The sequence below is a fragment of the Streptomyces sp. NPDC035033 genome (assembly GCF_040636735.1).
GTDB lineage: Bacteria > Actinomycetota > Actinomycetes > Streptomycetales > Streptomycetaceae > Streptomyces.
Genome location: NZ_JBEZUZ010000058.1, coordinates 1 through 23771 on the forward strand (window position 1 = coordinate 1; position 23771 = coordinate 23771).

Below are 23771 nucleotides of genomic sequence, written 5' to 3' on the forward strand. Positions count from 1 at the left end.
AGCGTTAGGGAAACGCCCGGTTACATTCCGAACCCGGAAGCTAAGCCTTTCAGCGCCGATGGTACTGCAGGGGGGACCCTGTGGGAGAGTAGGACACCGCCGAACAATTCTTCAGGACCCCTGGTCCCAGCGTTCACGCTGGGACCAGGGGTCCTTTTGTTTTTGCTTGACTTTGCCGAGGCGCGGCTGGGTGCCGGCTGCGCGAGAATGACTGCAGTACCCGAAGACAGGAGTCACACCGATGTCCACCAACTCTCCCGACGACCGTCCGGAGCGCGAGCCGCGTCGCAGGGACGGTGCCGGTGGCGACCGGGGCGGCTTCCGTGGGCCGCGCCGGGACGACAACCGTGGTGGTGGCGGCTTCCGCCGCGATGACAGCCGCGGCGGTGGCTTCCGTCGTGACGACCGTGGCGGCGACAACCGCGGTGGCGGTTTCCGTCGTGACGACCGCCGTGACGACCGTGGTGGTGACCAGCGGGGCGGTGGCTTCCGTCGCGATGACAACCGTGGTGGCGGCTTCCGTCGCGATGACCGTGGTGGTGACCAGCGCGGTGGCGGCTTCCGTCGTGACGACAACCGTGGTGGCGGGTTCCGTCGGGATGACCGGCGTGATGAGCGGCCGTCGTCGTTCCGTCGGGACGACCGTCCGTCCTTCCCGCGTGACGACCGGCGTGATGACCGTCGGGACGACCAGCGTGGTGGTTTCCGTCGCGATGACCGGCGTGATGACCAGCGCGGTGGGGGGTTCCGTCGGGACGACCGCCGCGATGACAACCGTGGTGGTTTCCGTCGGGATGACCGTGGCGGTGACCAGCGGGGTGGTGGGTTCCGGCGCGATGACCGGCGTGACGACCAGCGCGGTGGCGGGTTCCGTCGGGATGACCGGCGTGATGAGCGGCCGTCGTCGTTCCGTCGGGACGACCGTCCGTCCTACCCGCGTGACGACCGGCGTGATGACCGTCGGGACGACCAGCGTGGTGGCTTCCGTCGGGACGACCGGCGTGACGACCAGCGTGGTGGCGGGTTCCGGCGCGATGACCGGGGTGGCGACCAGCGCGGCGGTGGGTTCCGTCGGGATGACCGGCGTGATGAGCGGCCGTCGTCGTTCCGTCGGGACGACCGTCCGTCCTACCGGCGTGATGACCGTCGGGACGACCAGCGTGGCGGTTTCCGTCGGGACGACCGGCGCGATGACCAGCGTGGTGGCGGGTTCCGGCGCGATGACCGGGGTGGCGACCAGCGCGGTGGCGGGTTCCGGCGGGACGACAGCCGCGGTGGTGGCTTCCGGCGGGACGACCGGGGTGGCGAGCGCGGCGGGTACCGGGGTCGGGACGACCGGGGTGGGTACGGGCGTCGTGACGACCGCGGGGACCGGGAGCGGAGCGACCGCGCGCCGATCAAGCGGCTGCCGATCCCGCCGGAGGTCACCGGTGAGGAGATCGACGCCGATGTGCGCCAGGAGCTGATGAGCCTGCCCAAGGGGCTGGCCGACGACGTCGCCCGCAACCTCGTCATGGTCGCGCAGCTGATCGACGAGGACCCGGAGAAGGCCTACGGGTACTCCCGGGTGGCCCTGCGGCTCGCCTCGCGCGTCGCCGCCGTCCGCGAGGCCGCCGGCTTCGCCGCGTACGCCAACCAGAAGTACGCCGAGGCACTGGCCGAGTTCCGGGCCGCGCGGCGGATGAGCGGCGGCGTGGACCTGTGGCCCGTCATGGCCGACTGCGAGCGCGGCCTCGGCCGGCCCGAGCGGGCGCTCGCCATGGCCGGCGAACCCGAGGTGCAGAAGCTCGACAAGGCCGGGCAGGTCGAGATGCGGCTCGTCGCCGCCGGCGCCCGCCGGGACATGGGGCAGCTCGACGCCGCCATCGTGACCCTGCAGAGCCCCGAGCTCGCGTCCAGCGCCCACCACCCGTGGACCGCGCGGCTGCGGTACGCCTACGCCGACGCCCTGCTCGCCGCCGGGCGGGAGCAGGAGGCCCGCGAGTGGTTCGCCAAGGCCCTGGAGGCCGACAAGGACGGGGCGACGGACGCCTCCGACCGGCTCGCCGAGCTGGACGGGGTCGAGTTCGTCGACGCCTTCGACGAGTCGGACGACGAGGCCGAGACCGAGGACGAGGCCACGGACGTCGTCGACGAGGACGTCGAGGACGACGAGAGCTGAGAAGCGGTGACATGAGGAAGGGGCGGCACCCGTCGGGTGCCGCCCCTTCTGTCGTTCTGCGTCGTTCTCCGCCGCTCTCCGGGGCGTCAGTCGAGGGCGAGGCTGCGGAGGACCAGGCCCGTCGCCGGCTTGGGGCCGAACGAGGTCGACTTGCGGGGCATCGTGACGCCCTGGCGGGCCAGGTCCCGGACGACCTCCTCCCGTACCGGGTGCATCAGGACCGCCGTGCCGCCGCGGCGCTCGGCCTGGGCGACGGCCGCCGCCGTGTCGTGGATGTAGGCGATGTCCTCGGGGGCGTCCGGCACGTGCCAGACGTGTTCCAGGAGCGTGGCGTGGAGGACCGTCGCGTCCAGGGTGCGCCACGCCTCGGGGCGGTCCGCGCGGACCGTGCGGGCCAGCAGCGCCGGGTCGGGGCGGTCCAGGAGGTGGAAGGCGCCGTCGCCGGCGAGGAGGAAGGCGTTGCCCTCGGCGGCCGCCCCGGCCAGGGCCTCCAGGGCCTCGGGGAGCGGGCGTTCGACGCGGCGGACCCGGAAGGCGTCGCCGACGGCGTCGAGGGCGTCGGCGACCGGCAGGCGGCTGAGGAGACGGTGGATCGCGCGGACCCGCAGCGGATAGCGGGCCGTGTCGATGAGCAGCACCAGGCCCTGGCCCCAGGGGCCGGGCGAGGGGTGCTCGTCGCGCAGGCGCAGATAGGTCGCCCAGCGGTGGTGGCCGTCGGCGATCAGCGCCTGGTGGCGGGCGAGTTCGGTCGCCACCGCCGTCTGCTCGGCCGGGTCGGTGACCGCCCACAGCCGGTGCCGGAAGCCGTCCTCCGTCGTCGTCGCGAGCAGCGGCTCGCGCAGGACCGCGCGCTCGATGACGGCGTCCGCGCCGTCGCCGTCGCCCGGGTAGGTGAGGAGCAGCGGCTCCAGGTTGGCGGCGGTCGTGCGCATCAGCGCCGCGCGGTCCTCGACGACGTGCGGCATGACGTCCTCGTGGGGGAGGACCACGCCCTCGTCGGGGGTGGAGAGTTCGAGGGCGCCGATGATGCCGCGCTGGAGGACGCCGTCGCCCCGCTGCTCGTACACGTACAGCGCCGGGTCCGGGTCGGGGGCGAGGACGCCCTCGGCCAGCCAGCGGTCCAGGGTGACCGCCGCCTTGCGGTGGCGGGTGCCCGCCGTGACCGCCTGGGGGAGGATCAGCCGGACGATGTTGTGCGGGTCGGCGGACTCCAGGTGGAGCAGTCCGTCAGGTCGTACGACGACGTCGTAGGGCGGGGACGTCACGGCCGCGAGGCTGCCGACCCGCTCGGGGACGTACCGGATGCCGCGGAACGGATGCAGGCGCAGCCCCGCCGTGTCGTCGCGGACGTCGCTGGCCGCGTGACCTGAGGTGTTCATCTCGTCATCGTAGGCGCGCGGCGGCGATGAGCGATGATCGGGGGAGCGGGGGATTTTCCGGCGGTGGAGTGAGGAGCGGTGGTCATGGCGCGAGACGGCCAGGAGCGGCGGACGTGGCGGAGCCGGCCCGGCGGCAGCGCGGTCGCGCTGAGCGAGGCGTACGACACGGCGCTGCTCGACCTCGACGGGGTCGTGTACTTCGCGGGCGGGGCGGCGATCCCGCACGCGGTGCCGGCGCTCGGGGCGGCGCGGGACGGCGGGATGCGGCTCGCGTACGTGACGAACAACGCGCTGCGGACGCCGGACGCGGTGGCCGCGCACCTCACCGAGCTGGGCGTGCCGGCCGAGGCCGGGGACGTCGTCACCTCGGCGCAGGCCGTGGCGCGGCTCATCGCGGAGGACGTGCCCGAGGGCTCCCGGGTGCTCGTCGTCGGCGGCGAGGGGCTGCGGGTGGCGCTGCGCGAACGCGGGCTCGTGCCCGTCGAGTCGGCCGACGACGGGCCGGTCGCCGTCGTCCAGGGGTACGGCGGCCCGGACATGGCCTGGGGCCGGTTCGCGGAAGCCGCGTACGCGGTCGGCCGGGGACTGCCCTGGTACGCGTCCAACACCGACCTGACGATCCCCGGGGCGCGCGGGATCGGGCCCGGCAACGGAGCCGCCGTCGAGGTCGTCCGGATCGCCACCGGCGGGCGGGCCGAGCCGAAGGTGGCGGGGAAGCCGCTGCCGCCGATGCACCGGGAGACCGTGCTGCGGACGGGGGCGGAGCGGCCGCTGGTCGTCGGGGACCGGCTGGACACCGACATCGAGGGCGCGTTCAACGGGGGAGTCGACTCGCTGCTCGTGCTGACCGGTGTCACCGACGTGGCGGCGCTGCTCGCGGCGGTGCCGGAGCACCGGCCGACGTACGTGGCGGCCGATCTGCGAGGGCTGCTCACCGGGCAGCCGGAGGTCGTGGCCGACGGCGACGGCGCCTTCCGGTGCGGGCGGTGGCGGGCCTCGGTGAGCGGCGAGCGGCTCGTGCTGGAGGACTCCGGCGGGACCGACGTGCTCGACGGGGTGCGGGCGCTGTGCGGGGCGGCGTGGACGCGGGCCGGGGCCGGGGCGTGCGGTCTCGACGCGGGGAAGGCGCTGGCGCGGCTCGGGCTGTAGGGGCTTCGGGCGGTGGCCTCCGGTGTTCGGGGCCACCGACCCCTCCTAGATCAATGTTGGGTAGGCTAACCTAACTGCGTGTTGGTCGAGACTCCTTCCCGTACGAGCGCGGAGTCGACGAAGTCCGGGCAGTCTCCGAGGCGCCGGAACACCGTGCGCGCCCTCGGGCTGCTCGCGGCCGTCGGCGCCCTGCTGCTCGTCTGTGTCCTCAGCATCATGATCGGCGCCAAAGCGGTGCCGGTCGGCGACGTGTGGCACGGACTGTTCCACAACAGCGGCGTCGGCAACGACGTCGTGATCCACGACGTGCGCGTGCCGCGCACCCTGCTGGGGCTGCTCGTCGGCCTCGCGCTGGGGCTGGCCGGCGCGGTGATGCAGGGGCTGACCCGCAACCCGCTGGCGGAGCCCGGGCTGCTCGGGGTCAACGCCGGCGCGGCCGCCGCCGTCGTCTCGGCCATCGCCTTCCTCGGCGTCACCGACGTCCGCGACTACGTGTGGTTCGCCTTCGTCGGGGCCGCCGTCGTCTCCGTCGTCGTGTACGTGCTCGGCGGCAGCCGCAGTGCCACCCCGGTGCGGCTCGCGCTCGCCGGCACGGCCGCCACCGCCGCCCTGTACGGCTACGTCAACGCCGTCCAGCTGCTCGACGCGGCCGCCCTCGACCGGCTCCGCTTCTGGACCGTCGGCTCGCTGGCCTCCGCGGACATGGACACCGTCGGCCGGGTCGCGCCGTTCATCGCCGTCGGCGCCGTGCTGGCGCTGGGGATCGCCCGGCCGCTCAACGCCATGGAGATGGGCGACGACGCGGCCCGCGCGCTCGGCGTGAGCATCAACCGGACCCGGATCCTCGCCATGGTCGCCGTCACCCTGATGTGCGGCGCCGCGACCGCCGCGTGCGGCCCGATCGTCTTCCTCGGCCTGATGGTGCCGTACATGGTCCGGGCGGTCACCGGGCCCGACATGCGGTGGATCCTGCCGTACGCGGCCGTTCTCGCGCCCGTGCTGCTGCTCGGCTCCGACGTCCTCGGCCGGGTCGTCGTCCGGCCCGCCGAACTCCAGGTCGGCATCGTGACGGCCCTCGTCGGCGGGCCCGTCTTCATCCGACTCGTACGCCGCAAGAGGATGGCCCAGCTGTGACCACCAAGACCCTGCGGACCGGCGGCGGACTCTCCGTGCGGTACGCGCCGCGGGCCGCGCTCTGCGGCCTCGGGCTGATCCTGCTCACCCTCGCCCTCGGCACCGTGCTCGTCGGCACCGGCGACTTCCCGATGACGCCGGGCGAGGTCCTCGACACGCTCCTCGGCCGGGGGACGGCCGTCCAGGAGTTCGCGGTGATGGAGCTGCGGCTGCCGCGGGTCCTCGTCGCGATCCTCGTCGGCGGGGCGCTCGCCCTCGGCGGGGCCGTCTTCCAGTCGGTCTCCCGCAACCCGCTCGGCAGCCCGGACGTCATCGGCTTCGGCCAGGGCGCCACCGTCGGCGCGCTCACCGTCATCGTCCTCTTCCAGGGCAGCGCCGTCGCCACCGCCCTCGGCGCGGTCGTCGGCGGCGTCGTCACCGGCGCCGCGATCTACCTGCTCGCCTGGAAGCGGGGCGTGCACGGCTACCGGCTCGTGCTCGTCGGCATCGGCGCCGCCGCCATGCTGACCTCCGTCATCCACTACCTCATCACCAAAGCCGACCTGGTGGACGCCACCCGCGCCACCGTGTGGATGACCGGCTCCCTCGACGGGCGCGACTGGACCCAGTTCTGGCCGCTGCTCGCCGTCTGCTGCGTGCTGGTGCCGCTGGTCCTCGGCCACGGCCGGGCGCTGCGGATGCTGGAGATGGGCGACGACGCCGCGTACGCGCTCGGCGTGAAGGTCGAGCGGACCCGGATCGTGCTCATGGCCTCCGCGGTGCTGCTCGTCGCCGTCGCCACCTCGGCGGCCGGCCCCATCGTCTTCGTCTCCCTCAGCGCGCCCCAGCTGGCCCGCCGGCTCACCCGCGCGCCCGGCCCCAACCTGGCGGTCTCCGCCGTCATGGGCTCGGCGCTGCTGCTGAGCGCCGACTGGATCGCCGGCAACGCCTTCGGCGAGCGCCAGCTGCCCGTCGGCGTCATCACCGGCATCCTCGGCGGCTGCTACCTGCTCTGGCTGCTCGTCAGCGAGCGCAAGGCAGGCCGGATATGACCCCGCCCCCGACCCCGCACGCACCCGTCAAGGACACCAGGAGCACCCCCATGAGCGATCGGCAGCAGCAGCGCCTCGGGGCCGAGTCGGTCACCCTCGCGTACGAGCAGCGGGTCATCGCCCGCGACCTGTCCGTCGAGATCCCGGACAACTCCTTCACCGTCATCGTCGGCCCCAACGCCTGCGGCAAGTCCACGCTGCTGCGCGCCCTGTCCCGGATGCTCAAGCCGACGCAGGGCCGGGTGCTGCTCGACGGCCAGTCGATCCACTCGATGCCGGCGAAGAAGGTCGCCCGGACCCTCGGCCTGCTGCCGCAGTCGTCGATCGCCCCCGACGGCATCACCGTCGCCGACCTCGTCGCCCGCGGCCGCTACCCGCACCAGGGCCTGCTGCGCCAGTGGTCGCCCGAGGACGAGCGGATCGTCCGGGAGTCGATGGAGTCCACCGGCGTCGCCGAGCTCGCCGACCGGTTCGTGGACGAGCTCTCCGGCGGCCAGCGCCAGCGCGTGTGGATCGCCATGGCGCTCGCCCAGCAGACCCCGCTGCTGCTGCTCGACGAGCCGACCACGTACCTCGACATCCAGCACCAGATCGACGTCCTCGACCTCTGCGCCGAGCTGCACGAGACGCAGGGGCGGACGCTCGTCGCCGTCCTGCACGACCTCAACCACGCGGCCCGGTACGCCACCCACCTCATCGCGGTGCGCGGCGGCGAGGTCGTCGCCGAGGGCCCGCCGTCGGAGGTGGTGACCGCCGAGCTGGTCGAGCGGGTCTTCGGGCTGCGCTGCCAGGTCATCGACGACCCGGAGACCGGTACGCCGCTCGTCGTGCCCGCCGGGCGGCAGGCACGGGCCCGGCGACCGGTCCCCGCGCAGGAAGCCGCGCAGGGGACCTCCCAGGAGCCCGCCCTACAGAAGTGAGCGCAGCCGCAGCAGGTCGCGGAAGCCGGCCTCCAGCCTGACCCGGCCGGAGGCCCACGCCTTCGCGAAGTTCAGCCGGCCGTCCACCAGCGCGACCAGGTCGTCGCCGGTCATCGCCAGCCGGATCTGCGCCTTCTGGGGCGGCGGGCCCGCCACCGTCGACTCCACGGCCATCCGGCCGCCCGAGAGCCGGCCGGTGAAGGTCGTGTCGAGGTCCGTGAGGTGGCAGCTCAGGGTGCGGTCGAGCGCGGCCGCCCCCCGGACGTCGCCGCCCGCCCCCGCCAGGTTGTCCGCCAGCTTGTCGAGTGCGTCGCGGCACTCCGTGATCGTCGCCATCGCCGTCGACCGTACCCCAGGGCTTCGCGATAGCGTCGGGGCATGAGCGAAGCGATGACGGACGCCGGCGACCCCGGTACGGATCCGGCGACCCGGGACCGTACGGGTCCCGCGGGCGGCGACGGCGGGGCGGAGGAGCCCGCGGCCCCCACGCCCCTGGGGGTCCCCCGGGAGCCCACCGGGCTGCCGGCCGTCGACGCGCTCCTGGAGCGGCTGGCCGAGGCCGACCGCCTCCCGGCCGACGGACACCTCGCGGTGTACGAGGATGTACACGGAGGACTGCGCGCCGAACTGACCTCGCTCGACGCGCACCCCGCCTCCGCGTCCCGTCCGCACGACCCCAGGAGCTGAACCCACCGTGGCAGGAGTGGCACGCCGCCGCCTCGACGCCGAGCTGGTCCGGCGCAAACTCGCCCGCTCGCGCGAGCACGCCAGCCAGCTGATCGCCGCGGGCCGGGTGACCGTCGGCAAGACCGTCGCCACCAAGCCCGCCACCCAGGTCGAGACCGCCGCGGCGATCGTCGTCTCCCAGGACGACTCCGACCCCGACTACGTCTCGCGCGGCGGCCACAAGCTGGCCGGCGCCCTCGCCGCCTTCGTCCCGCGCGGACTGCGGGTCGAGGGCCGGCGCGCGCTGGACGCCGGCGCCTCCACCGGCGGCTTCACCGACGTGCTGCTGCGCTCCGGCGCCGGACACGTCGTCGCCGTCGACGTCGGCTACGGACAGCTCGCCTGGTCGCTCCAGAGCGACGAGCGGGTCACCGTCAAGGACCGCACCAACGTCCGCGAGTTGACACTCGACGCCATCGACGGCGTCCCCGTGGACCTCGTCGTCGGCGACCTCTCCTTCATCCCGCTCGGCCTCGTGCTGCCCGCGCTCGTCGCCTGCACCGCGCCGGACGCCGACCTCGTCCTGATGGTGAAACCCCAGTTCGAGGTGGGCAAGGAGCGGCTCGGCTCCGGCGGCGTCGTCCGCAGCGCCGAGCTGCGCGCCGACGCGGTGAAGAACGTCGCCCGGCAGGCGGCGGAGCTGGGACTCGGCGTGCTGGGCGTCACCGCCAGTCCGCTGCCCGGCCCGTCGGGGAACGTCGAGTACTTTCTGTGGCTGCGGGCCGGGGCGCCCGCGCTCGATCCGGCGGATGTCGACCGCGCCGTGGCGGAGGGACCTCGTTGACACAGACAGCGGCACCACAAGAACCACGTACCGTCCTCCTGCTCGCGCACACCGGCCGGCCGGCCGCCGTGCGCAGCGCCGAACTCGTCGTCCTGGGGCTGCTGCGCAGCGGCATCGGCGTCCGGGTGCTGGAGGCGGAGGCGGCCGACCTGCCGCTGCCGCCCGCCGTGGAGAGGATCCCCGACGACTGCCCCGAGGCGATCGACGGCTGCGAGCTGATCATCGTCCTCGGCGGTGACGGGACGCTGCTGCGCGGCGCCGAGTTCTCCCGCGCCTCCGGCGTGCCGATGCTCGGCGTCAACCTCGGCCGGGTCGGCTTCCTCGCCGAGGCCGAGCGCGACGACCTCGACAAGGTCGTCGACCGGGTCGTCACCCGGGCGTACGAGGTCGAGGAGCGGATGACCCTCGACGTCGCCGTCTACCAGAACGGGGACGTCCTGCACCGCGACTGGGCGCTCAACGAGGCCGCCGTGCAGAAGGTCTCCCCGGAGCGGATGCTGGAGGTCGTCCTCGCCATCGACGGGCGGCCCGTCACCGGCTTCGGCTGCGACGGGGTGATCTGCGCGACGCCGACCGGCTCGACCGCGTACGCCTTCTCGGCCGGCGGCCCGGTCGTCTGGCCCGAGGTGGAGGCGCTGCTCATGGTGCCGATCGGGGCGCACGCGCTGTTCGCCAAGCCGCTCGTCACCACCCCCGACTCCGTCCTCGCCGTCGAGGTCGAGCCGCACACCCCGCACGGGGTGCTGTGGTGCGACGGGCGGCGGACCGTCGAGCTGCCCTCCGGCGCCCGGGTCGAGGTCCGGCGCGGCGCCGTCCCGGTCCGGCTCGCCCGGCTCCACCACGCCTCCTTCACCGACCGGCTCGTCGCCAAGTTCGCCCTGCCGGTCTCGGGGTGGCGGGGCGCGCCCCACTGATCACCCCGCGGCGGGGGTGATGTCGCGTCGCGGCCCGGAAACCTCGTATGGTCTGGGGCGTGCTGGAGGAGATGCGGATACGGTCGCTCGGAGTCATCGACGACGCGGTGGTCGAGCTGTCGCCCGGCTTCACCGCGGTCACCGGTGAGACCGGCGCGGGCAAGACCATGGTCGTCACGAGCCTGGGGCTGCTGCTCGGCGGACGGGCCGACCCGGCCCTGGTGCGGATCGGCGCGGCCTCGGCGGTCGTCGAGGGGCGGATCACCCTGCCGCCCGGCGCGCCCGCCGCGCTGCGGGCCGAGGAGGCCGGGGCCGAACTCGACGAGGGCGCCCTGCTGGTGACCCGCACCGTCTCCGCCGAGGGGCGCTCGCGGGCCCACCTCGGCGGGCGCGCGGTGCCCGTCGGGCTGCTCGCCGAGCTCGCCGACGAACTCGTCGCCGTCCACGGCCAGACCGACCAGCAGGGCCTGCTCAAGCCCGCCCGGCAGCGCGGCGCGCTCGACCGGTACGCGGGCGAGGCCGTGTCCGTGCCGCTGGCCGCCTACGCCGGGGCGTACCGGCGGCTGCGGGCCGTCACCGCCGAGCTGGACGAGATCACCACCCGGGCACGTGAGCGAGCGCAGGAGGCCGACCTGCTGCGCTTCGGGCTCGGCGAGATCGAGGCGGTCGAGCCGCGGCCCGGCGAGGACGTGGAGCTGGCCGCCGAGGCCGAGCGGCTCGGGCACGCCGAGGCCCTCGCCTCCGCCGCCGCGCTCGCCCACGCCGCGCTGGCCGGGAACCCGGAGGACCCGGAGTCCGTCGACGCGACCACGCTGGTCGCCGGTGCGGGCCGGGCCCTGGAGGCCGTACGGGCGCACGACCCGGCGCTCGCCGCGCTCGCCGACCGGATGGGGGAGATCTCCATCCTGCTCTCCGACGTGGCCGGCGAGCTGGCCGGGTACGCGGACGACCTGGACGCCGATCCGCTGCGGCTCGCCGCGGTCGAGGAGCGGCGGGCCGCGCTCACCCAGCTCACCCGGAAGTACGGCGACTCCGTCGCGGCCGTCCTGGCCTGGGCGGAGGAGAGCGCGGAGCGGCTCGGGGAGCTGGAGGGCGACGACGAGCGGATCGGGGAGCTGACCGCCGAGCGGGACCGGCTGCGCGACGAGCTGTCCGTCCTCGCCCAGCGGCTCACCGACGCCCGGACGGAGGCCGCGGACCGGTTCGCCGAGGCGGTCACCGCCGAGCTGGCCTCGCTGGCCATGCCGCACGCGCGGGTGTCCTTCGCCGTCCGGCAGACCGAGGACGAGGAGGGCGTCGAGGTCGGCGGGCGGCGGGTCGCCTACGGGCCGGCCGGCGCCGACGAGGTCGAGCTGCTGCTCGCCCCGCACCCCGGGGCCCCGCCGCGGCCCATCGCCAAGGGCGCGTCCGGCGGTGAGCTCTCCCGGGTGATGCTCGCGGTCGAGGTCGTCTTCGCCGGGGTCGACCCGGTGCCGACGTACCTCTTCGACGAGGTCGACGCGGGCGTCGGCGGCAAGGCGGCCGTGGAGATCGGCCGCCGGCTCGCCAAGCTCGCCCGCACCGCGCAGGTCGTGGTCGTCACCCACCTGCCGCAGGTGGCCGCCTTCGCCGACCGGCAGCTGCTGGTCGAGAAGACCAACGACGGCTCGGTCACCCGCTCCGGCGTCACCGTCCTGGAGGGCGAGGAGCGGGTCCGGGAGCTCTCCCGGATGCTCGCGGGCCAGGAGGACTCCGAGACGGCCCGCGCCCACGCGGAGGAACTGCTGGCCACGGCCAGGGCCGACGGCTGAGCCGGAACCCCCGCGCGGGTGCCCGCCCCCTCACGGGAGGGGGCGGGCACCCGCGCGAAAGGGCGCGCGGATGACGGTGCGCGCTCGCTCGGACGGGTGAACTCGGGGGTGCGGTGGCGCGTCGGGGCGGGGAACGACGCGACGTCGGTGCCGGAACGTGCGTACGGTCGGGCGCCCGGACTGGCATCCTTGGGCGCGTGACACAGCTCCGTACGGTCCAGGTGCTGGGCGGCGGCAGCGCGGGCAGCAGCGCGCACGTCCGATCACTCGCCTCGGGGCTGGTGGCGCGGGGCGTCCGGGTGACCGTGTGCGCCCCGGCCGAACTCGACCGCCTCTACGACTACTCCGGGGTCGGCGCGCACGTCGTGCCGCTGCCGCGCCGCAACGACCCGGCGACCGTCGGCGTGCTCCGCAACGCCTGCATCGGCGCCGACGTCGTCCACGCCCACGGCCTGCACGCCTCCGTCCGGGCCGCGCTCGCCGTCTCCGGCGGCATCGGGCCCGCCCGCACCCCGCTCGTCACCACCTGGCACGGCCGCCCGCCCGCCGAGGGGCCCCGGGCCGGGCTCGTCCGGCTCCTGGAGCGGCGGACCGTACGGGCGGCGGCCGTCGTCCTCGGCACCTCCTCCGACCTCGTCGACCGGGCCCGCCGGCGCGGGGCCCGCGACGCGCGGCTCGCCCCCGTCACCGTGCCAGCCGCCGGCGGACCCGTCTGCCTCCACGACGGCAAGGCCCGGGCCGAACTCGGCGCCGTCGACCGGCCGCTGCTCATGGCCGTCGGCGCCCTCGAACCCGGCCGGGGGTACGGGACGCTGCTCGACGCCGCGCGCGCGTGGCGGGAGCTCGACCCGCAGCCGCTGCTCGTCATCGCCGGCGAGGGACGCGAACGGGCCGCCCTCCAGCGGCGGATCGTCGCCGAAGGGCTCGCCGTCCGGCTCATCGGACGGCGCGACGACGTCGCCGAACTCCTCGCCGCCGCGGACGTCGCCGTCCTGCCGTCCCGCTGGGAGGCCCGGTCCCTGCTCGCCCAGGAGGCGCTGCGGCTCGGCGTGCCGTTGGTCGCCACGGCCGTCGGCGGCGTCCCCGAACTCGTCGGCGACGCCGCCGAACTCGTGCCGTACGGCGACGCCGGCGCCCTCGCGGCGGCCGTGCGCGGCCTGCTGGAGGACGAGGAGCGCCGGATGGACCTCGCGGCGGCCGGCCGGGTGCAGGCGGGGACGTGGCCGACGGAGGACGACACCGTCGCCCACGTCCTCAGCGTCTACGACGAACTGTCGGGCCGTTAGGCGCGGTCCCTACGGCGTGTGCCGCCTCGCCCGGAGCGCCAGCGACAGCGCCAGGACGGTCTGGGGGTCGTCCAGGTCCGTGCCGAGGAGCTCGGAGATGCGGCCCAGCCGGTTGTAGAGGGTCTGGCGGTTGAGGTGGAGCTCCCGGGCCGTCTCCGCCTTGCGGCCCGCGTGCGCCAGGTACGTCTCCAGGGTGGGCAGCAGCGGGGGGCGCGAGGCGCGGTCGTGGTCGCGGAGCGGGCCGATCGCCCGGTCGACGAAGGCCGCCAGGTCCGGGTGGTCGCGCAGCCGCCACAGCAGCAGGTCGATGTCGAGGCGCCGGGCGTCGTACCAGGGGCGGTCGGTGAGGCCCTGCGCCGCCGTCGCGGTCTCCGCCGCGTGCCGCAGCCCCGCCGACGCCGCCGCCCAGCCGCCCGCCATGCCGACGACCACGACCGGCGGGTGCGCGCCGGCGCCCTCCAGACCGGCCCGTTCCACGCCGGCCCGCAGCGCCGCCGCGACCCGGTCCGCGACCGCCGTCCGCTCCGACTCCGAGCGCAGCCCCAGGAGCAGCGGCACCCGCCCCTCGACCGGGCGGACGCCGAGCAGGGCCGGGACGCCGACGGCGGACAGCTCCTCGTGGACGGCGCGGGCGAGCAGCGCCCAGCTGCCGGACGGGGAGAGCTCGGGGGCCAGCCGCATGACCACCGGCAGCAGCGGGCCCTCGCCCGGCTTGAAGCCGAGGACCCGGGCCTGCGCCGGGGCGTCCTCCGCCGAGATCCGGCCCTCCGCGAGGTCCGTCAGGAAGTCGCCGCGGCCGCGCGCCGCCAGCTCCTCCTCCTGCCGGGCCTGCATGAGGACGACGGCGAGGAGCCCGGCCGCCCGTTCGGCGGCCATCCGGTGGACGGGGGAGAGGGCGCCGGAGACCGCCAGGAGGACGAGGCGGGCCCGGACCGAGCCCGTGCCGGGGCCCCCGCCGGGGACGTCGACGAGGACCGTGCCGGTCGGCGGGCCCGACTCGCGGGCCGCGCGCTGGCCGCGGAGCCCGTCCCAGACCTGGAGCGGGTCGGCGGGGCCGGACTCGGTGCCCGCCGCGTACAGCAGCTGCCCCTCGGCGGTCTCCAGGAAGACCGGGTTCGCGGCGAAGTCCGAGAGGATCCGCAGCACCTGCGGGACCCCGCCGCCGCCGAGCAGCGCCTCCGTGCACTGCCGGTGGATCTCCTCGGCCCGCCGCTGGAGCGCGTAGTGGCCGTTGACGATCTCGGTGTGGATCTCCTCCGTGACGGCGACGAACGGCACCTCGCGGTGGAGCTGGACGAGCGGCAGCCCGGCGGCCCGGGCGGTCTCCACTATCGTCGCCGGCAGCCGGGCGAAGCGCGGACCCAGCTCCACGACGAGCGCCGCGATGCCCCGGTCGGCGAGGCGCCGCACGAAGGCCCGCTGCTCGGCCGGGCGGGTGCCCAGGCCCAGACCGGTGGTCAGCAGCAGCTCGCCGCCCTTCAGCAGCGACGCGATGTTGGGCACCTCGCCCGCGTGCACCCACCGCACGGTCCGCTGGAGCCGGTCGGCGCCGGCGACGACCTCCGGGAGGCCGCTGCGGAGCCCCGGGAGTTCGAGTGCCCGTTGTACGGTGATGCCGCCCTGCGTGTCCATGGGCGGACGCTATCGCCGATGGTGTTTCCTGGACATCTCACCACGGTCACGGGGCCGGTCCGATCGCACACAGGGGCGACAACTCGTCGTGGCGCGGCGGGATTTGTACGACCGAATGTCGCTTGTGGCCTACGTCACTCCGGTGGATGCTCTCCCGCCATGGCAGACACCTCCACCCCGAAGCCGGCCCCGCGCGTCGACCGGCTCAAGGCGAACTCCGTCGGGCTCGTCGGCGTCGTCTTCATGGCCGTGGCCACCGCCGCGCCGATCACGGCCATGACCGGCAACCTCCCGATCGCCGTCGGCTTCGGCAACGGCACGGGCGCCCCCGCCGGCTACCTCTTCGCCACCCTCGTCCTGACCGTCTTCTCCGTCGGCTACGTGGCCATGGCCAAGCGGATCACCGCCGCCGGCGCCTTCTACGGCTACATCTCGCACGGCCTCGGCCGGATCGCGGGCATGGCCTCCGGCATGCTCGCCGTCCTCGCGTACATCGTCTTCGAGGCGTCCATCGTCGGCGTCTTCGCCTACTTCGCGAAGACCACCGTCGCCGACCAGCTCGGCGTCGACCTGCCGTGGATCCTGTACGCGGCCGTCATGCTGGCCGTCACCGCCGTCCTGTCGTACTTCGACATCAACCTGACCGCCAAGGCGCTCGGCGTCATGCTGATCGCGGAGATCGCCGTCCTCTTCGCGGTCGCCACCGCCGTCCTCATCCACGGCGGCGGCCCCGACGGCATCCCCGTCGAGCCGGTCAACCCGAAGAACGCCTTCACCGGCGCCTCCGCCGGCCTCGGCCTCTTCTTCGCCTTCTGGTCCTGGGTCGGTTTCGAGTCGACCGCCATGTACGGCGAGGAGTCCCGCGACCCCAAGCGCGTCATCCCCCGCGCCACCCTGATCTCCGTCATCGGCGTCGGCCTCTTCTACATCTACGTCTCCTGGATGACGATCGCGGGCAACGGCCTCGCCGGCTCCGTGAAGCTGTCGTCCTCCGCCACCCCGCTCGACCTCTTCTTCGCCCCCACCCAGAGCTACATCGGCGCCTGGGCCGTCGACGCCTTCCAGTGGCTGCTGCTCACCGGCTCCTTCGCCTGCGGCATGGCCTTCCACCAGTGCGCCTCCCGCTACCTCTACGCCATCGGCCGCGAGGGCTTCCTCCACCCGGCGCTCGGCCGCACCCACCGCCGGCACGGCTCCCCGTACATCGCCTCCTTCGCGCAGAGCGCCATCGCCGTCCTCCTCGTCGGCGCCTTCTGGCTCACCGGCCAGGACCCCTACATCCACCTCTACACCCTGCTCGCGATCCTCGGCACGATGGCGATCCTCATCGTGCAGACCCTCTGCTCCTTCGCCGTCATCGGCTACTTCCGCAAGAACCACCCCGAGGACCGGCACTGGTTCAAGACCCTCACCGCACCCCTCCTCGGCGGCATCGGCATGACCGCCGTCGTCGTCCTCCTCGTCGTCAACATGGAGACCGCGGCCGGTCTCGCCGCCGACTCCCTCTTCTTCAAGGCGATCCCGTGGATCGTCGGCGCCGTCTTCTTCGGCGGCCTCGGCCTCGGCCTCTACCTCAAGGCCAGGCAGCCCGCGCGCTACGAGATCATCGGCCGGATCGTCCTGGAGGACGCCGCCGAACGCGACGACGAGCAGACGGAACCCGTCACCGCGGTCCACGGCTGACCCCGCGGCCGTACGGCCGGCACCGCCACCGGCCGAACCCCCACCTCTCCAGGAGCGCCCCATGGCACGCACCAACCCGATGCACCTCCTGAACCGCCTCGCCGCCGACCACGCCGACGCCCGCCGGCTCGGCCTCCCCGTCGACGAGCTCCGCGGCCTGCGCGGCGACCCGCTGGGCCGCCGCACCCTCCTCAAGGCGGCCGCCGCGGCCGGGATCGCGGTCTCCGCCGCGGCCGCCCCCGCCGTCGCCGCCGTCCCCGACCCGCCGGTCCGGTCCGACGCCCGGATCGCGGTCGTCGGCGCCGGCATCGCCGGACTCACCGCCGCCCTCACCCTCCAGGACGCCGGGCTCGCCCCCGTCCTCTACGAAGCCGACCCGGCCCGCGTCGGCGGCCGGATGTGGACCCAGCGGAACCACTGGGCCTACGGGCAGACCTCCGAGATCGGCGGCGAGCTCATCGACACCAGCCACAAGAAGATGCTGGAACTCTGCCGCCGCTTCGGCCTGACCACCGAGGACTTCCTCGGCGGCGGACCCAACGGCGCCGAGGAGGTCCTCTGGTTCGACGGCGGCTACTACCCGCGCCACCAGGCCGACGAGGACTTCAACGGCGTCTACCAGGCGCTGCGCCGCGACCTCTCCGAGGCGGGGGAGGTCCTCTGGAACCGGACGACCCCCACCGGAACCGCCCTCGACACCATGTCGGTGTACGAGTGGATCGAGAGCCGCGTCCCCGGCGGGCACGCCTCGCCGCTCGGACAGTTCATCGACGTCGCCTACAACGTCGAGTACGGCGCCGACACCACCGAACAGTCCTCGCTCGCCCTCGTCCTGCTCATGGGCTACCAGACCAATCCGGGCAACTTCAACATCTGGGGCCTGTCCAACGAGCGCTACCACATAGTCGGAGGCAACGACCGGCTCCCGAACGCCATCGCCGGCGCCCTGAACCCCGGCACCCTCCGGATGGGCTGGACCCTCCAGGCGGTCCGGGCCAATGCCGACGGCACCCAGACCCTCACCTTCACCGAGGGCGGCACCACCCGGACCGTCACCGCCGACCACACCGTCCTCTGCGTCCCGCTGCCGATCCTCAAGCGGCTCGACCTCACCCGGGCCGGCTTCGACCCGCTCATGACGAACCTGCTGCGGGACGCCCGCATGGGCTACTGCACCAAGCTCAACATGCAGTTCGGCACCCGCCCCTGGCGCGGCACCGGCGCCTGGCCCGGGGTCTCCGCCGGCGACTGCTTCACCGACCTCGACGTCCAGCAGACCTGGGACACCACCAAGATCCAGGGCGGCACCGGCGGCATCCTCATCCAGTACAACGGCGGCAGCCTCGCCCGGAACCTGAACCCGGCCGGCCCCTTCTCCACCGAGGCCGACCCGTACGTGCGGAACCTGGTGAGCCGCTACCTCGCCGGGATCGACTCCTTCTTCCCCGGCACCTCGCGCGCCTGGAACGGCCGCGCCCAGCTCTCCGCCTGGCACAAGAACCCGAACGCGCTGGGCGCCTACTCCTGCTGGCCGGTGGGCTACCTCCACCGGTACGCGGGGTACGAGGGCACCGCCCAGGGCAACGTCCACATCGGCGGCGAGCACTGCTCGTACGACTTCCAGGGCTTCATGGAGGGCGGCGCCACCGAGGGCGAGCGGGCCGCGCGGGAGGTGATCGACGCCCTGCGGTGACGACGGCGGGGGTCAGGCCGCCGGCCGGACGTTGTGGTTGAGGCGGAACACGTTGTCGGGGTCGTACGCCGCCTTCACGGCGGCGAGCCGCGGAAGGTTCTCGGCACCGAACCCGGCGACGACCCGCCTCTCGCCCTCGTCGCCGATGAAGTTGAGGTAGACGGTCTCCGTCGACCACGGCCGCATGTCGGTCCGGACGTCGTGCACCCACTGCACCGCCCGCCCGTCGTCCGCCGGGTCCTCCCAGGTCGCGAACGGGTGCACCACCCACGGCGCGGTCCGCCACGGCAGCGGGTACCCGGACGGACCGGCCGCCACCGCCCCGCCCATCAGGAAGAGCACGTGCTGGGTGGCGGTCCCCTCCGGGATCCGCTCGCCCCGCGCGGCGAAGACGTCCACGGCCTCGTCCGGGAGGGCGCGCAGGTACTCCGCCGACCAGTAGTTCCGCAGCCCCGGCGGGTCGTCGATCATGCACTGGAGGTCCGCGTACGGGATGTCCGTGACGACCTCCACCACCGGCCGCAGCGCCAGCAGCGGCTCGGCGGCCTCCCGGACCAGGGCCACCGGCCCGGCGCACGTCACCAGCGCCCCGCACACCAGCCGCCCGACCAGGTGGGCGGGGACGAACGGCTCCGGCGGGGCCGGGAAGAAGATGACCCCGCCCCCGATCTCGTCCGGCGCCCGCTCGCCCAGGTCCCGGTAGGCGCGCACGACCTCGGGCCCGTACCGGGGCGGGAAGAGCAGCAGGGCCATGCTCATGCGCGGCAGCTCGTGCAGCCGCAGCGTCAGCGAGGTGGCCACCCCGAAGTTGCCCCCGCCGCCGTGCAGCGCCCAGAACAGCTCCGGGTTCTCCTCCGCGCTCGCCACCACGTGCTTCCCCTCCGCCGTGATCAGCTCGGCCGCCAGCAGGTTGTCCGAGGCGAGCCCGAACTTCCGCTCCAGCCAGCCGGACCCGCCGCCGAGCACGAAGCCGCCGACCCCCGTCGTGGAGACCCGCCCGCCCGTCGTCGCCAGCCCGAACGGCTGGGTCGCCCGGTCGAGGTGGCCCATGGTCGCGCCGCCCTCGACCCGCACCGTCAGGTGCTCCGGGTCCGCGACGACCGCGTGCATCCGGCGCAGGTCGACCACGAGCCCTCCGTCGACGACCGAGGCCCCGGCGACGCTGTGCCCGCCGCCGCGCACCGCGATCGGCAGCCCCGTCTCCCGCCCGAAGAGGATCGCGTTGGACACGTCCGCCGGGCCCGCGCACTGCGCGATCACCGCGGGCCGCCGGTCGATCATCCCGTTGTGGACGGCCCTGGCCCCGTCGTAGCCCGGATCGCCGGGTACGTACACCTCACCGGCCAGATCCTCGCGGAGCCCGGCCAGGGCAGTCTCCGGAACGGTGGTGTGGGGAGCCATGGCGCCCCCCTTTCGTACGGGGGCCAGGACACCTTCATCGTAGGTCCGGGCCCCCGGGGGCGCCCCTCAGCCGCCGTAGGCGCCGCTCGCCGTCAGCCGCAGGGCGGTGTCGATCAGCGGGACGTGGCTGAACGCCTGCGGGAAGTTGCCCACCTGCCGCTGGAGCCGCGGGTCCCACTCCTCCGCGAGCAGCCCCAGGTCGTTGCGGAGCGACAGCAGCTTCTCGAAGAGGGTGCGGGCCTCGTCGACCCGGCCGATCATCGCCAGGTCGTCGGCGAGCCAGAAGGAGCAGGCGAGGAAGGCGCCCTCGTCGCCCTCCAGACCGTCGACGCCCGCCTCCTCGCCGGCCGTCGGGTAGCGCAGCACGAAACCGTCCTCCGTGGACAGCTCCCGCTGGATCGCCTCGATCGTGCCGATCACCCGCTTGTCGTCCGGCGGCAGGAAGCCCATCTGCGGGATCAGCAGCAGCGAGGCGTCCAGCTCCTTGGAGCCGTACGACTGGGTGAAGGTGTTCCGCTCCTTGTCGTAGCCCTTGTCGCAGACGTCCCGGTGGATCTCGTCGCGCAGCTCGCGCCAGCGCTCCAGCGGGCCGTCCGCGTCGCCGGACTCGATCAGCTTGATCGTGCGGTCGACCGCCACCCAGGCCATCACCTTGGAATGGGTGAAGTGCCGGCGCGGGCCGCGGACCTCCCAGATGCCCTCGTCGGGCTGGTCCCAGTTCTTCTCCAGGTAGTTGATCAGCTTGATCTGGAGCAGGGAGGCGTAGTCGTTGCGGGACAGGCCCGTCATGTGCGCCAGGTGCAGGGCCTCGGTGACCTCGCCGTACACGTCGAGCTGGAGCTGGCTCGCGGCGCCGTTGCCAACCCGGACCGGGCCCGAGTTCTCGTACCCCGGCAGCCAGTCCAGCTCCGCCTCGCCGAGCTCCCGCTCGCCCGCGATGCCGTACATGATCTGGAGGTTCTCCGGGTCGCCGGCGACCGCGCGCAGCAGCCACTCCCGCCAGGCGCGGGCCTCCTCGCGGTAGCCGGTGCGCAGCAGCGAGGAGAGGGTGATCGCCGCGTCCCGCAGCCAGGTGTAGCGGTAGTCCCAGTTCCGCACGCCGCCGATCTCCTCCGGCAGCGAGGTGGTCGGCGCGGCGACGATCCCGCCGGTCGGCGCGTACGTCAGGGCCTTCAGGGTGATCAGGGAGCGGACCACGGCCTCCCGGTAGGGGCCGTGGTACGTGCAGTGGGCCACCCACTCGCGCCAGAAGTCGGCCGTCGCCTCCAGGGAGCCCTCCGGGTCCGGCAGCGCCGGCGGCTGCCGGTGCGAGGGCTGCCAGGAGAGGGTGAAGGCGATCCGGTCGCCGGGGGTGACGGTGAACTCGGAGTAGGTGGTGAGGTGCTCGCCGTGGGTCTCGGCGTCCGTGTCGAGCCAGACGGAGTCGGGCCCGGCCACCGCGACCGTCCGCTCGCCGACCTTGTGCACCCAGGGCACGATCCGGCCGTAGCTGAACCGCATCCGCAGCGCGGAGCGCATCGGCACCCGGCCGCTGACCCCCTCCACGATCCGGATCAGCTGCGGGGCGCCGTCGCGCGGCGGCATGAAGTCGGTCACCCGGACCGTGCCGCGCGGGGTGTCCCACTCCGACTCCAGGATCAGCGAGTCGCCCCGGTAGCGGCGGCGGTCGGCGGGGGCCGGCTCGGCGTCGTCCGGGCCGGCCGGGCCCACCCTCCAGAAGCCGTGCTCCTCGGTACCGAGCAGGGCCGCGAAGACGGCATGCGAGTCGAAGCGGGGGAGGCAGAGCCAGTCGACGCTGCCGTCCCGGCAGACCAGCGCCGCGGTCTGCATGTCTCCGATGAGTGCGTAATCCTCGATACGCCCGGCCACGTGCTTCACTCCAGTCGAACGGCCTGTCCGCCCCTCGGGGCGCGTGCTGCGGGTGTCGCGTCCGCGCGTCGCGAGACCTGCGGTGGGTGCGAGAGGTGCCCGCGGTGCCAGTGTGCGGGATGGCCGGCCCAGGCAGCGGGTCGAGGGGGGCCGACAGGGCTCCCGGTCCGGTTCCACGGGCGGGGTGGTGCCGTCGGCCGGCCGCCCGGCGACGACGCCCGGGCGGGATGGTCCGCACCTTAATCACCCTGATGATCACCCCGGTAACGCGCTGCTCCATCCGGGTGAACGGAATGTTCCACGAACGTGCGCACGGGTCCTCCCACGGCCTCCGGGTCCCCCGGACGGCCCCCACACGGCCCGTCCCACCCGGTCGGCCGGTGTGCCGACCGTGTGGCCGGAAGCGGTCTCCTGCGGTCACTGATACCCTGGTACCCCGTGGACCGGTGGGAAACGGCGCTCGGCCGAGACCCCCGAAACCGCAGCGACGGCACCCCCGATTCTCCCGGAGGACCTGCCGCTTCGCACCTCCAGAACGCGACCACGGGAGCCCCCTCTTGGCGATGCCGCCCAAATCCACGACGACCAAGCACATCTTCGTCACCGGGGGTGTCGCCTCCTCGCTCGGCAAGGGCCTCACCGCCTCCAGCCTGGGTGCGCTCCTCAAGGCCCGGGGCCTGCGGGTCACGATGCAGAAGCTCGACCCGTACCTCAACGTCGACCCGGGCACGATGAACCCCTTCCAGCACGGTGAGGTGTTCGTCACCAACGACGGCGCCGAGACCGACCTGGACATCGGCCACTACGAGCGCTTCCTCGACGTCGACCTCGACGGCTCGGCCAACGTCACCACCGGCCAGGTCTACTCGCAGGTCATCGCCAAGGAGCGGCGCGGCGAGTACCTCGGCGACACCGTGCAGGTCATCCCGCACATCACCAACGAGATCAAGTCCCGGATCCGCCGCATGGCCACCGACGACGTCGACGTCGTCATCACCGAGGTCGGCGGCACCGTCGGCGACATCGAGTCGCTGCCCTTCCTGGAGACGGTCCGCCAGGTCCGCCACGAGGTCGGCCGCGACAACGTCTTCGTCGTGCACATCTCGCTGCTGCCCTACATCGGCCCCTCCGGCGAGCTGAAGACCAAGCCGACCCAGCACTCGGTCGCCGCCCTGCGCAACATCGGCATCCAGCCCGACGCGATCGTGCTGCGCGCCGACCGCGAGGTCCCCACCGCCATCAAGCGCAAGATCTCGCTGATGTGCGACGTCGACGAGGCCGCGGTGGTCGCCGCCATCGACGCCAAGTCGATCTACGACATCCCGAAGGTGCTGCACTCCGAGGGCCTCGACGCCTACGTGGTGCGCAAGCTCGACCTGCCCTTCCGCGACGTGGACTGGACCGTCTGGGAGGACCTCCTCGACCGCGTCCACAACCCGGAGCACGAGGTCACCGTCGCGCTCGTCGGCAAGTACATCGACCTGCCCGACGCCTACCTCTCGGTCACCGAGGCCATGCGCGCCGGCGGCTTCGCCAACAAGGCGCGGGTCAAGGTCAAGTGGGTCACCTCCGACGACTGCAAGACCCAGGCCGGCGCCGAGAAGCAGCTCGGCGACTGCGACGCCATCCTCATCCCCGGCGGCTTCGGCGACCGCGGCGTCTCCGGCAAGGTCGGCGCCATCCAGTACGCCCGCGAGCACAAGGTGCCGCTGCTCGGCATCTGCCTCGGCCTCCAGTGCATCGTCATCGAGGCGGCCCGGAACCTGGCGGGCATCCCCGAGGCCAACTCCACCGAGTTCGACCCGGCCACCGCGCACCCCGTCGTCTCCACGATGGAGGAGCAGCTCGCCTACGTGGAGGGCGCCGGCGACCTCGGCGGAACGATGCGCCTGGGCCTCTACCCGGCGAAGCTCGCCGAGGGCTCGGTCGTCCGCGAGACCTACGACGGCGAGCCGTACGTCGAGGAGCGCCACCGCCACCGCTACGAGGTGAACAACGCCTACCGCGCGGAGCTGGAGAAGAAGGCCGGCCTGGTCTTCTCCGGCACCTCCCCGGACAACAAGCTCGTCGAGTTCGTCGAGTACCCGAAGGAGATCCACCCCTACCTGGTCGCCACCCAGGCGCACCCGGAGCTGAAGTCCCGCCCGACCCGCCCCCACCCGCTCTTCGCGGGCCTGGTCAAGGCGGCCGTCGAGCGCAAGACGGGCAAGAAGTAGCAA

General features: G+C 73.9%; 19 protein-coding genes and 1 rRNA gene. 15 read left to right on the forward strand and 5 right to left on the reverse strand.

Going from position 1 to position 23771, the window contains the following annotated elements:
- The 3 genes from rrf to AB0E83_RS22600 all read left to right on the forward strand — a co-directional run.
- Positions 1-105, forward strand: a 5S ribosomal RNA gene (gene rrf / locus AB0E83_RS22590); the annotation flags it as partial.
- 197 nt (positions 106-302) lie between these two features.
- The gene (locus AB0E83_RS22595; protein ID WP_362114758.1) at positions 303-1466 is read left to right on the forward strand and encodes a hypothetical protein; all 1164 of its coding nucleotides are present in this window, start codon (positions 303-305) and stop codon (positions 1464-1466) included.
- Positions 1406-2161: a tetratricopeptide repeat protein gene (locus AB0E83_RS22600; RefSeq protein WP_362114761.1), complete on the forward strand. Its 756-nt coding sequence runs from the start codon at positions 1406-1408 to the stop codon at positions 2159-2161. The genes AB0E83_RS22595 and AB0E83_RS22600 overlap by 61 nt, the downstream gene beginning before the upstream one ends.
- 86 nt (positions 2162-2247) lie before the next feature.
- On the opposite strand, the gene AB0E83_RS22605 is transcribed toward AB0E83_RS22600, so the two are convergent.
- Positions 2248-3540, reverse strand: a complete 1293-nt coding sequence (locus AB0E83_RS22605; RefSeq protein WP_362114646.1) for a DUF1015 domain-containing protein — start codon at positions 3538-3540, stop codon at positions 2248-2250.
- 84 nt (positions 3541-3624) lie between these two features.
- Between AB0E83_RS22605 and AB0E83_RS22610 the strand changes: the two genes are divergently transcribed.
- The 4 genes from AB0E83_RS22610 to AB0E83_RS22625 all read left to right on the forward strand — a co-directional run bounded on the left by AB0E83_RS22610 (position 3625) and on the right by AB0E83_RS22625 (position 7774).
- Entirely contained in the window at positions 3625-4689 is a 1065-nt protein-coding gene (locus tag AB0E83_RS22610) for an HAD hydrolase-like protein (RefSeq protein ID WP_362114649.1), read from the forward strand.
- Between the two features lie 153 nt (positions 4690-4842).
- Positions 4843-5823, forward strand: coding sequence for an iron chelate uptake ABC transporter family permease subunit (locus AB0E83_RS22615; RefSeq protein ID WP_362114652.1), 981 nt, complete (start codon positions 4843-4845; stop codon positions 5821-5823).
- Positions 5820-6854, forward strand: a complete 1035-nt coding sequence (locus tag AB0E83_RS22620) for an iron chelate uptake ABC transporter family permease subunit (protein ID WP_362114654.1) — start codon at positions 5820-5822, stop codon at positions 6852-6854. Before AB0E83_RS22615 ends, AB0E83_RS22620 begins: the two co-directional genes overlap by 4 nt.
- Before the next feature lie 50 nt (positions 6855-6904).
- Positions 6905-7774, forward strand: coding sequence for an ABC transporter ATP-binding protein (locus AB0E83_RS22625; protein WP_362114657.1), 870 nt, complete (start codon positions 6905-6907; stop codon positions 7772-7774).
- On the opposite strand, the gene AB0E83_RS22630 is transcribed toward AB0E83_RS22625, so the two are convergent.
- Positions 7763-8110 carry an SCP2 sterol-binding domain-containing protein gene (locus AB0E83_RS22630; protein ID WP_362114660.1) on the reverse strand — a complete coding sequence of 116 codons (348 nt, stop codon included), beginning with the start codon at positions 8108-8110 and terminating at the stop codon, positions 7763-7765. The two genes, AB0E83_RS22625 and AB0E83_RS22630, sit on opposite strands and share 12 nt — an antisense overlap.
- A gap of 42 nt (positions 8111-8152) precedes the next feature.
- Between AB0E83_RS22630 and AB0E83_RS22635 the strand changes: the two genes are divergently transcribed.
- The 5 genes from AB0E83_RS22635 to AB0E83_RS22655 all read left to right on the forward strand — a co-directional run bounded on the left by AB0E83_RS22635 (position 8153) and on the right by AB0E83_RS22655 (position 13274).
- A complete protein-coding gene (locus AB0E83_RS22635; protein ID WP_362114663.1) occupies positions 8153-8461 on the forward strand; it encodes a hypothetical protein in 309 nt (102 codons plus the stop codon).
- 7 nt (positions 8462-8468) lie between these two features.
- Positions 8469-9284: a TlyA family RNA methyltransferase gene (locus AB0E83_RS22640; RefSeq protein ID WP_362114666.1), complete on the forward strand. Its 816-nt coding sequence runs from the start codon at positions 8469-8471 to the stop codon at positions 9282-9284.
- A complete protein-coding gene (locus AB0E83_RS22645) occupies positions 9281-10198 on the forward strand; it encodes an NAD kinase (protein ID WP_362114669.1) in 918 nt (305 codons plus the stop codon). Before AB0E83_RS22640 ends, AB0E83_RS22645 begins: the two co-directional genes overlap by 4 nt.
- A gap of 47 nt (positions 10199-10245) precedes the next feature.
- Complete coding sequence (gene recN, locus AB0E83_RS22650) at positions 10246-11988, forward strand: DNA repair protein RecN (RefSeq protein WP_362114672.1); 1743 nt, start codon at positions 10246-10248, stop codon at positions 11986-11988.
- A gap of 197 nt (positions 11989-12185) precedes the next feature.
- A complete protein-coding gene (locus tag AB0E83_RS22655) occupies positions 12186-13274 on the forward strand; it encodes a glycosyltransferase family 4 protein (RefSeq protein WP_362114675.1) in 1089 nt (362 codons plus the stop codon).
- Positions 13275-13283: 9 nt separating this feature from the next.
- Here AB0E83_RS22655 and AB0E83_RS22660 read toward each other — a convergent pair whose 3' ends face one another.
- Positions 13284-14906, reverse strand: coding sequence for a PucR family transcriptional regulator (locus AB0E83_RS22660; protein ID WP_362114677.1), 1623 nt, complete (start codon positions 14904-14906; stop codon positions 13284-13286).
- A gap of 159 nt (positions 14907-15065) precedes the next feature.
- Between AB0E83_RS22660 and AB0E83_RS22665 the strand changes: the two genes are divergently transcribed.
- Together AB0E83_RS22665 and AB0E83_RS22670 are read left to right on the forward strand one after the other, a co-directional pair.
- Entirely contained in the window at positions 15066-16589 is a 1524-nt protein-coding gene (locus AB0E83_RS22665; RefSeq protein WP_362114680.1) for an APC family permease, read from the forward strand.
- 61 nt (positions 16590-16650) lie between these two features.
- On the forward strand, positions 16651-18282 hold the full coding sequence (locus tag AB0E83_RS22670; protein WP_362114683.1) for an NAD(P)/FAD-dependent oxidoreductase: 1632 nt from the start codon (positions 16651-16653) through the stop codon (positions 18280-18282).
- Between the two features lie 12 nt (positions 18283-18294).
- Here AB0E83_RS22670 and AB0E83_RS22675 read toward each other — a convergent pair whose 3' ends face one another.
- Both AB0E83_RS22675 and AB0E83_RS22680 read right to left on the reverse strand, forming a co-directional pair.
- Positions 18295-19683: an FAD-binding oxidoreductase gene (locus AB0E83_RS22675; RefSeq protein WP_362114686.1), complete on the reverse strand. Its 1389-nt coding sequence runs from the start codon at positions 19681-19683 to the stop codon at positions 18295-18297.
- Between the two features lie 66 nt (positions 19684-19749).
- Entirely contained in the window at positions 19750-21552 is a 1803-nt protein-coding gene (locus tag AB0E83_RS22680; protein WP_362114689.1) for a glycoside hydrolase family 15 protein, read from the reverse strand.
- A 563-nt stretch (positions 21553-22115) separates the two neighbouring features.
- Between AB0E83_RS22680 and AB0E83_RS22685 the strand changes: the two genes are divergently transcribed.
- Positions 22116-23768, forward strand: a complete 1653-nt coding sequence (locus AB0E83_RS22685) for a CTP synthase (protein WP_030751257.1) — start codon at positions 22116-22118, stop codon at positions 23766-23768.
- Positions 23769-23771 lie beyond the last annotated feature (3 nt).

Excerpts from the sequence above, each read along its gene's own strand:
- AB0E83_RS22605 (WP_362114646.1), bottom strand. The coding sequence starts at position 3,540 with ATGAACACCTCAGGTCACGCGGCCAGCGACGTCCGCGACGACACGGCG.
- AB0E83_RS22610 (WP_362114649.1), top strand. The coding sequence starts at position 3,625 with ATGGCGCGAGACGGCCAGGAGCGGCGGACGTGGCGGAGCCGGCCCGGC.
- AB0E83_RS22625 (WP_362114657.1), top strand. The coding sequence starts at position 6,905 with ATGAGCGATCGGCAGCAGCAGCGCCTCGGGGCCGAGTCGGTCACCCTC.
- AB0E83_RS22630 (WP_362114660.1), bottom strand. The coding sequence starts at position 8,110 with ATGGCGACGATCACGGAGTGCCGCGACGCACTCGACAAGCTGGCGGAC.
- AB0E83_RS22635 (WP_362114663.1), top strand. The coding sequence starts at position 8,153 with ATGAGCGAAGCGATGACGGACGCCGGCGACCCCGGTACGGATCCGGCG.
- recN (WP_362114672.1), top strand. The coding sequence starts at position 10,246 with ATGGTCTGGGGCGTGCTGGAGGAGATGCGGATACGGTCGCTCGGAGTC.
- AB0E83_RS22660 (WP_362114677.1), bottom strand. The coding sequence starts at position 14,906 with ATGGACACGCAGGGCGGCATCACCGTACAACGGGCACTCGAACTCCCG.
- AB0E83_RS22665 (WP_362114680.1), top strand. The coding sequence starts at position 15,066 with ATGGCAGACACCTCCACCCCGAAGCCGGCCCCGCGCGTCGACCGGCTC.
- AB0E83_RS22670 (WP_362114683.1), top strand. The coding sequence starts at position 16,651 with ATGGCACGCACCAACCCGATGCACCTCCTGAACCGCCTCGCCGCCGAC.
- AB0E83_RS22675 (WP_362114686.1), bottom strand. The coding sequence starts at position 19,683 with ATGGCTCCCCACACCACCGTTCCGGAGACTGCCCTGGCCGGGCTCCGC.
- AB0E83_RS22685 (WP_030751257.1), top strand. The coding sequence starts at position 22,116 with ATGCCGCCCAAATCCACGACGACCAAGCACATCTTCGTCACCGGGGGT.